Source organism: Albibacillus kandeliae, assembly GCF_003116585.1.
GTDB lineage: Bacteria > Pseudomonadota > Alphaproteobacteria > Rhodobacterales > Rhodobacteraceae > Albibacillus > Albibacillus kandeliae.
On sequence record NZ_QEHM01000020.1, the window covers coordinates 1 to 13,877 of the forward strand.

The 13,877-nt window shown below is 60.1% G+C and carries 15 protein-coding genes and 2 pseudogenes; 14 read left to right on the forward strand and 3 right to left on the reverse strand.

Annotation, left to right across the window (positions count from 1 at the left end; all coding sequences use genetic code 11):
- Together DDT93_RS26090 and DDT93_RS26095 are read right to left on the reverse strand one after the other, a co-directional pair.
- A pseudogene (locus DDT93_RS26090) lies at nucleotides 1–182 on the reverse strand (hypothetical protein); the annotation flags it as partial.
- A gap of 338 nt (nucleotides 183–520) precedes the next feature.
- Complete coding sequence (locus tag DDT93_RS26095; protein WP_109468862.1) at nucleotides 521–883, reverse strand: helix-turn-helix domain-containing protein; 363 nt, start codon at nucleotides 881–883, stop codon at nucleotides 521–523.
- A 95-nt stretch (nucleotides 884–978) separates the two neighbouring features.
- Between DDT93_RS26095 and DDT93_RS26100 the strand changes: the two genes are divergently transcribed.
- The 12 genes and pseudogenes from DDT93_RS26100 to DDT93_RS26155 all read left to right on the forward strand — a co-directional run bounded on the left by DDT93_RS26100 (nucleotide 979) and on the right by DDT93_RS26155 (nucleotide 9,433).
- Nucleotides 979–1,191: a helix-turn-helix domain-containing protein gene (locus DDT93_RS26100; protein ID WP_232825583.1), complete on the forward strand. Its 213-nt coding sequence runs from the start codon at nucleotides 979–981 to the stop codon at nucleotides 1,189–1,191.
- A 110-nt stretch (nucleotides 1,192–1,301) separates the two neighbouring features.
- The gene (locus DDT93_RS27015; RefSeq protein ID WP_232825584.1) at nucleotides 1,302–1,511 is read left to right on the forward strand and encodes a hypothetical protein; all 210 of its coding nucleotides are present in this window, start codon (nucleotides 1,302–1,304) and stop codon (nucleotides 1,509–1,511) included.
- A gap of 69 nt (nucleotides 1,512–1,580) precedes the next feature.
- Complete coding sequence (locus DDT93_RS26110; protein WP_109468865.1) at nucleotides 1,581–1,835, forward strand: hypothetical protein; 255 nt, start codon at nucleotides 1,581–1,583, stop codon at nucleotides 1,833–1,835.
- Nucleotides 1,832–2,302: a hypothetical protein gene (locus DDT93_RS26115; RefSeq protein ID WP_109468866.1), complete on the forward strand. Its 471-nt coding sequence runs from the start codon at nucleotides 1,832–1,834 to the stop codon at nucleotides 2,300–2,302. Before DDT93_RS26110 ends, DDT93_RS26115 begins: the two co-directional genes overlap by 4 nt.
- Nucleotides 2,302–2,958, forward strand: a complete 657-nt coding sequence (locus tag DDT93_RS26120; protein ID WP_109468867.1) for a hypothetical protein — start codon at nucleotides 2,302–2,304, stop codon at nucleotides 2,956–2,958. The genes DDT93_RS26115 and DDT93_RS26120 overlap by 1 nt, the downstream gene beginning before the upstream one ends.
- Before the next feature lie 216 nt (nucleotides 2,959–3,174).
- Nucleotides 3,175–3,876 (forward strand): hypothetical protein, encoded by a 702-nt coding sequence (locus tag DDT93_RS26660; RefSeq protein ID WP_157960309.1) that lies wholly within the window; start codon nucleotides 3,175–3,177, stop codon nucleotides 3,874–3,876.
- Nucleotides 3,873–4,646 carry a hypothetical protein gene (locus tag DDT93_RS26130; protein WP_109468869.1) on the forward strand — a complete coding sequence of 258 codons (774 nt, stop codon included), beginning with the start codon at nucleotides 3,873–3,875 and terminating at the stop codon, nucleotides 4,644–4,646. The genes DDT93_RS26660 and DDT93_RS26130 overlap by 4 nt, the downstream gene beginning before the upstream one ends.
- A 34-nt stretch (nucleotides 4,647–4,680) precedes the next feature.
- Nucleotides 4,681–4,941 (forward strand): annotated as a pseudogene (locus DDT93_RS26135) (transposase); the annotation flags it as partial.
- A gap of 259 nt (nucleotides 4,942–5,200) precedes the next feature.
- Nucleotides 5,201–6,088, forward strand: a complete 888-nt coding sequence (locus DDT93_RS26140) for a hypothetical protein (protein WP_157960310.1) — start codon at nucleotides 5,201–5,203, stop codon at nucleotides 6,086–6,088.
- Between the two features lie 646 nt (nucleotides 6,089–6,734).
- Nucleotides 6,735–6,962 (forward strand): hypothetical protein, encoded by a 228-nt coding sequence (locus DDT93_RS26145; protein WP_109468871.1) that lies wholly within the window; start codon nucleotides 6,735–6,737, stop codon nucleotides 6,960–6,962.
- A 426-nt stretch (nucleotides 6,963–7,388) separates the two neighbouring features.
- Nucleotides 7,389–8,792, forward strand: coding sequence for a sensor histidine kinase (locus tag DDT93_RS26150; protein WP_157960311.1), 1,404 nt, complete (start codon nucleotides 7,389–7,391; stop codon nucleotides 8,790–8,792).
- Complete coding sequence (locus DDT93_RS26155; RefSeq protein WP_109468873.1) at nucleotides 8,789–9,433, forward strand: response regulator; 645 nt, start codon at nucleotides 8,789–8,791, stop codon at nucleotides 9,431–9,433. Before DDT93_RS26150 ends, DDT93_RS26155 begins: the two co-directional genes overlap by 4 nt.
- Before the next feature lie 445 nt (nucleotides 9,434–9,878).
- Here the strand turns inward: DDT93_RS26155 and DDT93_RS26160 are convergent, their stop codons facing one another.
- Nucleotides 9,879–11,165, reverse strand: a complete 1,287-nt coding sequence (locus DDT93_RS26160) for a hypothetical protein (protein ID WP_232825585.1) — start codon at nucleotides 11,163–11,165, stop codon at nucleotides 9,879–9,881.
- Between the two features lie 392 nt (nucleotides 11,166–11,557).
- Here DDT93_RS26160 and DDT93_RS26165 point away from each other — a divergent pair, with 392 nt between their 5' ends.
- Both DDT93_RS26165 and DDT93_RS26170 read left to right on the forward strand, forming a co-directional pair.
- Nucleotides 11,558–12,481 (forward strand): patatin-like phospholipase family protein, encoded by a 924-nt coding sequence (locus DDT93_RS26165; RefSeq protein ID WP_109468874.1) that lies wholly within the window; start codon nucleotides 11,558–11,560, stop codon nucleotides 12,479–12,481.
- A 9-nt stretch (nucleotides 12,482–12,490) separates the two neighbouring features.
- Complete coding sequence (locus DDT93_RS26170; protein WP_157960312.1) at nucleotides 12,491–13,393, forward strand: nucleotidyltransferase domain-containing protein; 903 nt, start codon at nucleotides 12,491–12,493, stop codon at nucleotides 13,391–13,393.
- The last annotated feature ends 484 nt before the right edge of the window (nucleotides 13,394–13,877 follow it).

Below are 13,877 nucleotides of genomic sequence, written 5' to 3' on the forward strand. Positions count from 1 at the left end.
GCGGGGCCGGGCGGAACGATGATGTGCATGGGGCGCAGCCGGGCCGGGTCGAAGCCCTGTCCGCGCCCGGCCTTCATGGCGGCCCAGGCGGCCACGAACTGGGCCGGGTCATCGAGGTAGTCCTCGGGCGTGAGCGCCACGTGACGCGCACCGCTCAGCACCGCTTTCCTGTCGTCTTGCATTCAATCCTCCATCAGGTTGATGGGGGTTGAGGATATCGACAAAAAGTACTATGTCAATATCATAATAGTAGAAAACTACTACGAGCAAGCGTTCGTCTAGACGTGAGGTGCTTGAGAACTGTCAGTGGAGTCTTTTGGGTTGTTGGTTTTCTTCAAGCCCGGCCCGCTTTGGGGAGATGATCGCGGTGCGATTGATCGTGCTTGAGTTGGTGCCTTAAGGCGCACGGGGATCCGGCCTTGCACTGAATCGCCCCGCTTCGGTCATGTTTAAGGGCGGGCGGTTGGGTCGTTGTGCAATCGGGTGGGAGAATAGGAACTACACATGACGGATCGCGAGATCATTCTTTTTCTTCAGGCTCTTGCGGTTGAGTCTGACCGGCCGCAGCGGCTAGTCCTCGACCGTAGCCAAGAAGTTCGCGAAGTAGGGGGGCGGGTAGTTGGAGCGCTAGGCGAACTATCTCTTTTTCTTCTGGGGTTCGGGCCTCACTCATGAATTCCTCGAGCGTCGTCCCCAGGGCGGCGCATACTTTGCGAGCGGACTCGATCGTCGGGCTCTTGCTGTCTCCGTTTAGCCAGTGCCGTATCGCGGCATTGCTCAGCCCGGCCTTCACCGAAAGCGAAGCCGCCGTTAAGTTTGGGTCGGAGTCTATCCGCTCTTTGAGGCGGATGAGGAATGGCTCGATTATTCGCTGCTCGTTCATGGTCTTAGAATACTACTGAGCAGTGGTTCGCGCTTTGGTAATATTTGTTGACGATGGTAGACAAAAACTACTATCAAACATCTATGGAGCAGTTCATGGCAGAAGTCCGCGCTTACGCGGCAGGGGTGGGGGTGAAGCCCTCGACGATCGTTCAGAAGGCGGGCGCCGGGGGCGGCCTGACCTGGGCGCGCTGGGAGCGCGATGAGAGCAGCCCGACGCAACGGACGCTCGACAAGATCCGGACCTACATGGCGAAGAACCCGCCGCCGGCGGGAGAGCGCGGAAGCGAGACGGAGGCGGCGGCATGATGCGGCCTCGTCTGACGCTGATCGTGAACAATGGGGTTCCATGCGGGGAGGCTGCGCAGGGCGGGTCGCAAAGGTCTTGCTCTAACCGGTTTGAGCCATACGGGCTGAAGGTGCATGCGGCGGAGCTCTGGTCGGCCTACTTCCATGCGCGCTTTGCCAGCCCGCGGGAGGTGGCGCTGTTCTGCGACGTGAGCTTCCAGACGGCGCTGAACTGGTGGGGCGCGGTCACTGCGCCCGCGAGCCATATCGCGCTGCTCGTCCTGCTGACCGACCCCGAGGCCCCGGCCTTCTTCGCGGATGCCGTGCAGAGGGCCGCGTGATGGAACCGGGGCAGGGCGCGCGTCCCGCAACCGTCTTAGAATGCCTATTGTGCAACCGGAGCGCCGTTCATGGCCGATGAAATCGACCTGCTGGGGCGCCCGCCGCTGAGGAAGCCGCTCTGCCAGGCACCGGGGACGGCGGTGATCGCCAAGTCCTCCCTCGGGCGGGCGCAGTTCCCGCGCGTGGCGGGTGCGCGGCCGGGCCGGGTCTCGGTGCGGGTTCCGACGGCGATCAGCCATTCGAGCCTGGTGGCCTCGAGCGAATGGGTGACGCTGCCGGCGATGCCCTGGGACGAGCCGGGGGTCGGGGGCGCGCAGGGATGATCGCCTATGCCGTGCAGCCGAACCTCGTGGGCGCGATCCTCGCGGGCGAGATTACCGCGGTGGTCTGGCCCAATGGTCCGTTCCCCCATGCGCGGGTCGGAGATGACATTCGCCTCTGCCTCGGCTTGCGGGGACCAGAGACCATCACCCTGCTGATCGCGCCGTGTACCGCGTCCGAAGAGATCGCGCGCACTGACGCTGTCCGATCGCGCCTAGTCGGAGCAGGGGCCGCGCTCGTGCCAGCAGCTGACCGGGCCGCTGCACCCAACGTGGACATCGGCCCAGCGGATGGCGGCCTCCGGGCGTGGTGGGCGGCTCGGCAGACGGGCGGGCTTCCCCATCGCGCTGATCATCCTCATCGCGGCTTCACCCGCATCAGCTGGGACTTCGCGCGCGCGCGTCATGTCGCCAGCGCGGTGGCCTTCGAGGGGGTCGATGAGACAACCCTCTCAAGAGGACTGCAATGATGGCCGGGTCTCCCGAGAGCACCGAGCGCGCGAACCGCACCCAGAACGAGGCGCCGAAGGCCACGCTGCGCGCGGTCGATATCGGCACGATCCCGGACTACCCGATCGAGCCCGGAGAGAGGCTCGAGAGCCACTACTTCGTTGAGTTCCACCACAACCGCTGGCTCACCAGCAGCTTCCGCCTGCTGGCGGACCCGGAGGTGCGCGCCTACGGCTTCGACCTCTTCATGGTGGCCCAGAACGAGGCGCCGGTCGGGACCCTGCCGACCGATGACCGGCTGCTGTCGCGCCTGCTGGGGCTGGACCTGGCGCATTGGCAGAGCCTGCTGAAGCGAGAGATCACGCCGCTGCACAAGTGGGAGCTCTGCAACTGCGCCGGCGAGATCCGCTGGGCGCACCCGGTGGTGCAGGAGATGTCGGTGAAGGCGCTCGGTCGGCGGCAGCGCTACATCGAGGCCACCGAGATGGCGCGCGAGCGCAAGCGCTACGAGCGGCTGAAGCTGCAGATCCTGAAGGTTGGCGGCACCTCCCGCATGGCCGCCGACGAGAGCCTGATCGCCCGGCTCGATCGCTGGTTCCTGACGAACCACAGCGGGCGCAACCGCACCGAAGCCCTCGTGCGCGAGGCGCTGGAGCGCATGAGCACCGGCTTCTGAGACCCACCCAAGTCTGTCCCATTCTGTCACAAGGACAGAAAAAGACAGTCCCGGACAGTCCTGTTCTGTCCGCGCTGACAGGAAAGGAAACGAAATGACAAGGAAAAGGACAGGACCCCGTCCGGGGGCGGAACCGCCCCGGACGCTGGGGATAAGTCCGACCGGAGGGCAGGGATGAGGCAGGGGAACCAACAGGCTGAGAAAGGGAGACAGGTGATGAGACCAGTGCCCGGGATGGAGAGGACAGCCCCCGTGGAGAGCGGGGCAGGAGTGAAGACCTGCTCCAGGGGAAGCCCCAAGCCCGAGAGCAAGCGGGGCAGGGTGCGCCGGTTGCTGGTGACCCCGCTGCAGGAGGCGGGGTTCCGGCGGGCACGCGGGGTGACGGTGGAGAAGCAGGAGGCGGAGCTCGCGAGCCTCTGCGACCACCTCGCCTATCTCTCCGACGACGGGCTGCGGGCCTTGAGGGACCTGCTGCTGCCGAAGGGGCGGGGCAAGGACCACGACATCTGGCCGAGCAAGGCCATGGTGATCGGGCATGCGGAGGCGATCGAGCCGCGCCCGATCGAGGAGCTCGAGGGGCTGCTGCGCTGGTTCCGCTCGCGGGCCGGGCCGCAGGCGCGGGCGGAGGGCACGCTGGTTGAGAGCTACCGCTACTTCCAGCGTTACAAGGTGCCGCCCTCGCGGGTGGGGCTGATGATCCGGCGGGAGGCGGAGGCCAACCGGGACAAGCTGCGCCTGGTCGAGGACCGCATGGCGCGGGAGGTGGCCTCACCCTCGGAGCTCGGCTGGCGGCGGGTCTACCTCGCCGAGCGCGACCGGGTCTCCCGGCTGGTGGACGAGGGCGAGGCGGCACGGGCTGCCAGGGCGCAGGACGAGACAGAACAGGCGACAGCAGAACAGAAGGAGAGCGAGACATGAGCTACCACGATCCAAAGGGGTTCCGGGAGGCCCGGGAACGAGCGCGGGCGCAGGCGGCGGCGGAGGCGGCGCGGATCGGGGCGGTAAAGGCCCGGGGCGTGGTGCCGGACGACTGTGGGCCGGAGATCCCCGAGGCGCCGGCGCGGGGCGCCTACCAGGTGGTGCGCCCGCAGAAGCTCTACCCCGATGGCCGGGACGGCTACGTGGCCAAGGACGCGGGCTACCTCGGTCGGGCGGCGCTGCGCCATGCCGATGCCTTCGATGTCATGCGGGTGGCGGCGGCCAAGCGGAAGAAGCCCGCGCCCTTCACCGAGACACAGGTGGCCATGGGGCGGCACTACCGCGACCTGGTGGAGCGGCACGCCTCGGCCGGTATCCGAGGCTCCTCCTTCACCCGCACGCGCACGGGCGGGACCGGGCAGAGCGGGGCCTTCATCGATGCGCTCATGCAGGACCGGCAGGAGATCGATCGCCTGCACCGAAAGATCGGCCCGGGCATCGCGCTGGAGGTCCGTCGCGTCCAGCCCTCGGACCGGGGCACCCGCTCGGCCATCCCGGACCGCGCTCTCGTCGACATGGTCTGCATCGGGGACAAGACCATCAGCGATGTGCTGCGCGCCCACGGCTGGTCGGTGAACGGCCGGACCGTCGGGGCCGCCTCCACCGCCCTCGGCCAGGCCCTCGATCGCATGGTCGGGCCCACGCAGCAGCCAAAGGCAGCCGCGGTCCATTACGGGGATACGCCTGTCGGCTGGCAGGCGGGAGCATAGGGCAGGCGGAATGCCGGGAGGACGGGAGCCCCTCCGCGACAACAAGGTTCGGCTGCAACTTCACGCACGGGCCTACAATCAGGCCGCCTTCCTACGGTGCATCGAACTGCCCGAGGCGATGGTCGACTGGTCGCTGACCAGCCTGCAGCTGAAACTGATCAAGATGGGCGCCCGCGTCGTGCGCGACGCCCGCGCCGTCACCTTCCAACTGGCCGAAGTCGCGGTCACTGGCCCGATGGTGCGCGTCGTCCTTGCCGCCATCCGCCGACTTCGAGCGCCACCGGCATGCATGTGACAGTGGTCCGCATCCAAACTCAACGAAAGCGGCGGGAGAAGTCCGTCCGCCGCACCGAAAGACATGGCTGCCGCGCCAGCATGGCGATGACTCGCGGCTCGATCCGACTGATCCGTGGTGTTTCCGCAACCGCAGACACCGGTCGAGGTGGAAAACGCTTGCTCCGCAGCCATCGTCACGCGATCTTCGCGTCAGAAAACAAGTTACTTGGGGAATATCGGATACTGGAAGTCACATGCGAGCAGGTCCGGGACGTCAAATGCAGAAGAAAGACATTAGAATGTTGAGGGATGCAGCCCTGCTGCTGGAAAAAGAAGACCCTCAGATTGCCGAAGGCCTCATGGAAATGGCCCAGCGTGAACGCCCGGACGCTCCGTTCATCAAGAGAAAGATGAACGAGTACAAGCAGCGCCGCGACCGTGATCAGATGAAGCTCTTGGATCTCATTCAAACCGGCGAACTGGCAATCATTTCTGCGGGCTTCCGCTGCCACACGAAAATCCAACTGTCCGAAATGCTCGGCATCAAACAGCCCAGCCTCCCCTTTGACAGCGGTTTCTTCCCGCCTCAATCCATTGCGAACCTGCTGCGCAACAGGGAGGTCAACCTGCAATTCGCCTCGGCAGGTCTTCCGACCCACCATGTCTGCACAAAGCACACGGGCGTGACGCGTGGCGACAAGAAGGGCATCGACTTCCGCACCTCATCCTATGACCACATAAATCAGGCAATTCATGCCGCCGATCAGGATGACCTCAACACCTATCTGGACGCAACCAAGGGCTACTACACTTTGGACACGGTAAACCGGTTCGTGTTGGCCCACTACAACTGGCATGACTTCGCCAGCGAAAGCCTCAGCAAGGGCATAACACGTCCGGAAGAAAACATTCCAAAGATCAACACCACTCTCAATCCACGCATTACACGCATGTTCGATATGTGTGCGCGCGCGAAAAACATCTTGTTTGTTCTCGGCGAATTCCAGAACTTGAACTTTATGTCGATCGACGACGAGGTCCATGACCTGACGGATATGGAGCCGATCAAGTCGGCCGCCGAAGACACCTTCGGCGACAAGGCAAAGGTCGTCCGGTTCCAGGACATCGACCACCCGTCCAAGCTCTTGAAACATATCGCACGGTGACCTGTCCGGCAAAGCCGTCCGACACGCCCGCAGCCATTCAGGCGGCTACCTCATGACGCGAAGCATAGCTAAAACATCAGTTCGCTGCAGGACAAGCTTCAGGGCTTATGAACGCCACTGAAGCAGGCGGGGCGCATCTCAACTCAAAGGGGAGGGGGAGGGTCTCCAGCTTTTTACCTTTTGGTGGAAACCGGAGGGGGACCCTTTTTCTGCGCAAAGTCGGAATTGGATAGAAAAAGCCACAGGGGTCAGCAGAAACAGGCTGCATCGGATTGGGAACTAGCAATCCAGTTGTGCGAGAGCTGCCGGGCGAAGGAGCGATTGCTGCCTGGCGGATGAAAGCGGCCGTCGTTTGCGAGGAGCCTTGTCGAATGTTAAACGGACATAACGGACCTTGACGCTGGGACCGCCTGCGCGGCTGCATCCGGTACCTTAGACCCAATGCTTTCGTCTTCCATACGTGATCACGAGATCATGACATCCGTGGCACGATCTTGTTACAGGCGTTCGGCATATGGCTACATTCGTCATGTGGAATGTTTCGCACATTTCATCAAACACGATACTTTGCCATCTTCAACTTCTCACCTTGGCCTCGCTGGGTTGCCTTCGCAGCAACCCCGAGGCCAAGGAGTCGTTCTCAGGTATGCTTCGGCCCATCATCGCGGCCGCGACCCTTGCCACCTTTCCGACCGCCCTTGTCGTCACCCTTGGCTTTTCCCGGCGTGTCATCGGCTCCGCGCCCTTTGCCGCCGCGCTGACCACCCTTGTCGTCGCCGACGTCGTGATCGGCACCATCATCGGCTCCGCGTCCTTTGCCGCCGCGCTGACCGCCCTTGTCGTCACCCACGTCATGATCAGCACCATCATCTGAGCCGCGGTCCGCGCGAACTCTTAGAATTTGCGCGTCCACGTCCGAAAACGCTACGAAACCGTACATCGGCATTAGCGGGGAGGCCTGCGCGACGAGGGGGGTGAACGACAGCGCGAATGTGGTCAGGATGGCGGCTGTCATGCCGCTGGTCTGCTTCTTTCTCATAGGTTGTTCCTCCATCTGCCGAGGCGCTGTGCCTGGGCTGATATCATTTCGCACCGTACCCCGGCACATGGCCACGGCATCCCGACCCCTGCCATGGATCATCAGACCTGCGACGTGGACATCTTCGGACTTCTCGCCGCTTCGCGGTTGGACCTTGGTCCGAAGAGACTTGATTTAAGACCGTAGCGGTCGCCTCATGCATGACGTGCGAATGGAGTGACGGACGTGACGACTACGAGCCAGCAGATAAGCCACGGGCACATGACCTGGCCCACCACGACATTGTTCGCGTGGCTTGCTCGTTGCCCTTTGCACCATCGGTTTGCCTTCGCCGGCAGCATCGTCACCCTGCTCGGCATGGCAGTGATCGGGAGTCTGGTCAGCGCTAGCATCAAGACTGGCGTAGTTCGCAATTCCGCTATTTCCAGCGCCATCTACATGGAGAGCTTCATCGCGCCTCTTTCGCAAGAGTTGGCGAGCGCCGAGCGCCTGTCACCGGGCACCATTTCGCGGATCGATGCGCTTCTGAAACGGCCTCCGCTGTCAGACCGCGTGATCTCGGTCAAGATCTGGCGGCCAGGCGGGGTGCTGGCTTTCAGCAGCGAACACGACCTTATAGGTCGAGTTTTCCCGCCCAGCGATGACTTGATGCAGGCCTGGCAAGGTGAGCTCAATGCTTCCTTTGACGAGCTCGAAGATGATGAGAGTCAGCGCGAACGCCAGACCGGAGTTCCTCTGCTGGAGGTCTATAACCCGATCCATTCCATTATCACCGGCGAGGTCATCGCAGTGGCGGAGTTCTATCTTGATGCGACAGAACTCGAAGCGGACTTGCGCGCGGCTCACTTGCGCGCCTGGGCCACCGTCGGGGGGGTTACTATGATGACCTTCCTAGCGTTGTTCGGAATCGTGCGCGCCGGCAGCCGCACAATTGAGGATCAAACCCGACGACTGACGCTACAACTTCAGGAGCTCGCACGCATTTCCGCTCAGAATGAGGCCCTGCGGGCGCGCGTTCAGGGTGCCTCTCAACGGGTTAGTGAGACGAACGAGCGCTACATGCGTCGGGTCAGCGCCGAATTGCACGATGGACCGGCCCAAGCACTCGCCCTAGCGTCGCTTCGGCTGGCTTCCCTGATGCAGCGCGCTGGGGTACCTCCCGGGGATCAGGAAGCGCGTATGCTGCGCGATTGCCTTGACGAGGCATTGTGCGACGTGCGGGATCTCTGTAGCGGCCTGACCCTGCCAGAACTTGACGGGCGCAACGTGGCCGAAACACTCGACATCGCAATCCGCGCGCACGAGCGGCGTACTGGTGTCACGGTCGAGAGGCTCTTCCGCCATGACCCAGGTCTTTCGCAGCCAGTTGCGCATTCTTACGTGATTTGCATCTATCGTTTCGTGCAGGAGGGGCTAATGAATGCCTTCCGACATGCACACGGGGCGCCCGTCCGGATCGATGCACGGGTGAATGCGGGACGTATCTCAATTTTCGTAGTGGATGAAGGTCCCGGCTTTGATCCCAACACGCGAACGGCTACCGGGCTTGGACTGCCTGGCCTTCGGGAACGAATTGAGAGCATCGGCGGGGTTTTCGACTTCGAAAGCTGCCCGCGCGGCGGCACGCGTCTCACCATGACGCTGCACCAGGAGGATGAAAGATGACATCGCAAGTGCATATCGTCGTGGCAGACGATCATCCCCTATTCCGGGGCGGCGTCGTGCTGACCCTGAAAGAGCACGGCGGGTTCACAGTTGTGGCTCAGGCCGGAAGCGCCAATGAGGCGATTGCCGCGGTCGAAGCGCATATGCCAGACGTGGCGCTTCTCGACATCTCCATGCCGGGTTCGGGCCTGTCAGCAGCCGCCGAGATCGCGCGGCGCTTCCCGGCCGTGGCCATCGTGATGCTGACTGCTTCGGAAGCTGATGACGACCTGCTCGCGGCTTTGAAAGCTGGTGCTCGTGGTTACGCCCTCAAGGGCGTCTCCGCTGAGGAGTTGACCGAGATTGTGCAAGGTGTTGCGGGAGGATCCTCCTACGTGCCCCCTGCGCTCGCCGGGCGCGTTCTGGCGGCGCTACAGGACCGGGGCCGCGCTTCCGTACTGCCGGAGGTCGAAGACTTGACCGAGCGCGAGGCCGAGATTCTGCGCCATCTGGCCTTTGGCCGGAGCAACAAGGAGATCGCTCGCGCTCTCGAGTTACAGGAGAAGACGATCAAGCACTACATGACGAACATCCTCAAGAAGCTGCAGGTTCGGAACCGTGTGGAAGCCGCGCTCAAAGCTCGCGACCTGAAGTTGTCCTGAACTCCTGCAGAAGTCTTGGGACCGACCTAAGCTGTTGTCGGTCGATTTTGTAGCAAAGGTTCGATGTAAGCCCATCACAGTCATTCGTGTCCTTCTCAGCGAAGACCTGCAAGCATCCCTTACCTGACGTTCGAGTAAGGCCGAGCGAATAACTCCAGCTAGCCTTTAGGCGACGTCGGTGCAAAGCGCAGCATGCAGCCTGGCCTAGACACTAAGGGCGGAAAGCCGACTTTCGCTGCGCGGCAATGCAGTCGCAGCGCGACCACGAAAGCAGTCATTCGCCTGTCACGATTTCGCAAGCAAGTGTACGCTCAGGACCGAAGTTTTCCTAACCTAGGCGGGATTCCCTGCTAGTTGAGCCCCTCTCAAGATGAGCAGAAAAGGTCTCCTGGTCCAGTCGGCCTTCCGACTTGTTGTCGGTGGCCACCATACGTCACTGGGCGTGCTACATTACCTCAAAGGCTAATTTCTCCACTTTCAGGTTCTTGCTGTCTCTGCGGTAGCCGAAAATCTTACCATCCTGCGATATCTTGAGACCCAACCCCAACAAAGCAAGCTGCTTGGCTGCAGCAGTTCGGCCGCCGCTGGTGCTTCCACCTTTCATCTTCAGGATTGCCCCAACGGCGACAACGTTGCCCTCGTGATCGATCACTGTTGCCCCATCAATTGCCACCAGTTCTTGGCGAAGCGTTCGATCAAGCTCGTGAAACTTCCTCCCGTTGACAATGCGAGCGATTGTTTTCGCCTTGTCGGTACAGCCCGTGGACAACCAATCTGTCTTCGCAATCGTGTCTTCAGCCAGCTTTATTCTACCTGCGGCGATAACTCCAATGCAGGCGCCCGAGCGCGCAAAAGACGCATCCAGTGCAGTTTCGTAAACCGCCTTTCGGATGTCCTCGTTTTTTGGAACGCCCATCTGGCGAATGATCGGCCCATGGGTCAGAAAGTGCCAGTTGCCGCTCCTTCTGGCGAACAAAAGCTGGGCATCCCGAAAGATAAGGATCTCTCCAAGCCGATTTAGAACAATTGCGACCCTCCCCGTTTCACGGGCGGTCCAAGCAGCGATAGCTGAATGCCGCCAAGGACAATATCCTTTTGTCGAAATCGTTGCATCAAGGACCACATGCCCCGTGAAATTAAGGTATCTTGAAAGCGTGAGCATCGTATCGAAGCCATTTGACAGAACCGCGAAGAAGTCCTCCTTCGCAACATTCGCGAGCGGCAAAGATTTGGCTCCGCGAACGGCTGGATCAATCCCGATCGCACTCGCGATGGGGGCTCCTTCGTATAGGCGCGTGGCCCAATGGGCCAGTTGATCAATTACAGTCAACAGCTTCGCGCCCTCGCCCGGCTCTGCCGTTGCCTCTGCGACCACGCGACGCTGGAAGGTCGAAAGAAGATCGTCTTTAAGTGGACCTTTCAGCTCGTCGGACATTCGTTCGAGAACGTCGACGAAAGCTTCGACAACACGCTTCTCTCGCGCCGGGTCGGAATCAGCTGCGAAAGGCTGGTCGCGACGGACCACAAGGCGGTATCGATCTGACCGATTCACCTTGAACGCGATCGTCTGCGTTGTCTTAGTCGCCACTCGAGCCTCAGACACAGAGGATTTCAGCGCCGTAGTTTCAATTGAAGCTCCGGAAAAGAAAGGCAGCAAGTATGCTTCCGAGATTTCGCGGAGCAGGGCTTCCTCCATTTGCTTGCGGAGCGAGGGGCTAGGCTTGACCGTCAAATTGCTTCTCCCCGTTCATCAGGCACCGGCAGGACAGAGTTTCGGACGTCCGCTGCCCTGCGACCGTCCAGCTCCTGCGTGCTACTTTGCATGTCTTCATAACCCTCGCAGCATGCTCGCGGTAGAGTCCGTACCTATGTTGCGCTGTATTATCGGTTGCAAACATCGTGGCGACCGCCGAACCGGTGCTTGTGCGTGACGTCCAAAGCTCGGACGGCAAGCGGCCCGAGGCTGCACAGCATGGCACCGTCGACAGCTCCGAAAGAGGTCACTCGTACATCAAGCTGCAGAAGGGTGATGTCTAGTATCGCGGAACAGGCTGGAACGAGCGCCTTCGCTTGAATGGTATATGTCACGCCGCTAGCGTCAGTCCGGCATATAAGGACAAAAGTATGGCCAATGAGTTCCGAATCCTTAGCCTAGACGGGGGGGGAGCAAAAGGCTTCTACACGCTCGGTGTTCTCCGAGAGGTCGAAGCTATGCTCGGTGGCGCTCCGCTGTGCGAACGCTTTGACCTGATCTATGGTACGAGTACCGGGTCCATCATTGCGGCGCTCCTCGCACTAGGGCAGCCTGTAACCGAGATCATCGGTCTCTACGACAAGCATGTGGTCAACGTCGTCGGACGGTTCCGGCCTGCCAGTAAGTCTGCTGCCCTCGCTGAATTGGCGCGAGAGGTTTTCAAAGATCAGAGGTTCGACGCCTTCAAGACCGAAGTTGGGATAGTCGCCACCCGGTGGATGGAAGAACGACCGATGATCTTCAAGACTTCGAAGAGCCAGGCGCATGGCAGTAAATCATCATTCGCGCCCGGCTTTGGCTGTACCATCGCCGAAGCCGTCCAAGCCTCGTGCTCGGCTTACCCATTCTTCAAGAAAAAGACGGTAACCACGAGTAAGGGCGAAAGGGTGCAGTTGATCGACGGTGGTTTCTGCGCAAACAACCCGTCACTCTATGCGATTGCTGACGCAACCAACGCGCTTGGAAAGCCCTTGGTTCAACTGCGGGTGCTGAGCGTTGGTGTTGGAGAATACCCTCCAATTAGAAAAGTATGGAACCCCTTATGGTGGTATGGGAGAGTGCCCCCGATACCGCTGATACAAAAGACGCTTGAGATAAACACCCAGTCGATGGAGCAATTGCGCTCCATCTTGTTCCGAGGCGTTCGCACAGTTCGGATTAACGATCACTTCACTGAACCTGAAATGGCGACAGACTTATTCGAATGCGACAAAGAAAAGCTAAATAGAATAATGCAGAGGGGGACACAGTCGTTCGCCAAGTATGAGGCTGATCTGGCTGCACTGCTCACATAGAGGCAATAGATGACAATTCCAGAAACGCAACTTGAGAAATGGTCCCAGCAAGGGGCCAAAGTTACTTCTGCAGCGACATATGAAGCCATTTCAAAAGTACTTAATGATCCTGCGTCGCCGTACTATGCCAAGAGCTTTCGCACCTCACTTCAGGGTTCTTATGGCAACGATACCAACATATTCAAGGACAGCGACGTAGATGTAACGATGTGTTTAACATCAACGTTCTACACTGACACCGACTCACTGAATGCCGATGATAAAGCTATGTACGATGCAAACCGGAGCCCCGGCACCTATAGTTTTAAAGAGTTCAAGGAAGAGGTATTGTCTTGGCTGATTAAAAATTTTGGAGCCGGTGTGAAATCTGGCAAGAAAGCCATCTTCGTACCCGGCAGCGGGAGTCGGAGAGACGCAGACGTTTTGGTCTGTGTCGAACATAGAAAGTACTGGTCATACGAAGTGCCGAATAGCACCCACTTCTCCGAAGGCATCTGCTTCTGGACCACAGACAACATAAAAATCGTCAATTATCCGAAGCAACACATGGCCAACTGCACGACGAAACATCAAGGTACGAGCAGCCGCTTCAAGTACAACATTCGAGCACTTAAGAACATGCGCAACGCCATGATTGAGCGCAAATTGTTGGAAGAGGGAGTGGCTCCTTCATATTTCCTTGAGGGGATGCTTTGGAATGTTCCCAATGAGAACTATGTGAACACATATCGCCAAACGTTCCTTAACTACATAAAATGGCTAGACAACTGCGACACATCTAAGCTGCTGTGCGCGAATGAGAGACACTGGCTTCTTCGGGACAACAGTCAGGTCTGCTGGAACCTCGCCAACTTCAAGACATTCCGAAACGCTGCGGTAGGTTTCTGGAACTCCTACGAAAACCTGAGCTGACCCCGCGCCAGACCTCTATGCAAATTGCTTTCAACTTTTCTTTTGTCTAAAGTTTGATCCAATTCAGTCGAAGTCCCATCCCGCGCAATTTGTGACCGCACTCCGAGTTGCGCATGGGTACAGTGATGTCCTCGTGTTTTTTTGCCGCTCTCTTGTGCCCACGCGTTGCGGAATGCGGGAACGGCATGAAAGATCGCATCGCATGCATACCAGTGAAGTTCTCGCTGCGGCTCCATTGAGCGGCAGCTTTAGGAACCGCCGCTGCGCAGCATGCCTTGGGGCCGAGAGGCAGCTAAGGGCCGGAAGCGCCATGTTGCGACGCCTGGGTGGTTCCGCGGTCCGCCGCAGCGCCGCATGACCGCTTGGAGCCCTTGTTGACCGGCTGCCGAACTACTGTAAAGGTCAGCTTTCATCGGGGTGTGAGGCTGAGCCGTGAACTCTGAAACTTATAAGAAGCGATATGCGCGGGACTCATCGCCAGGCT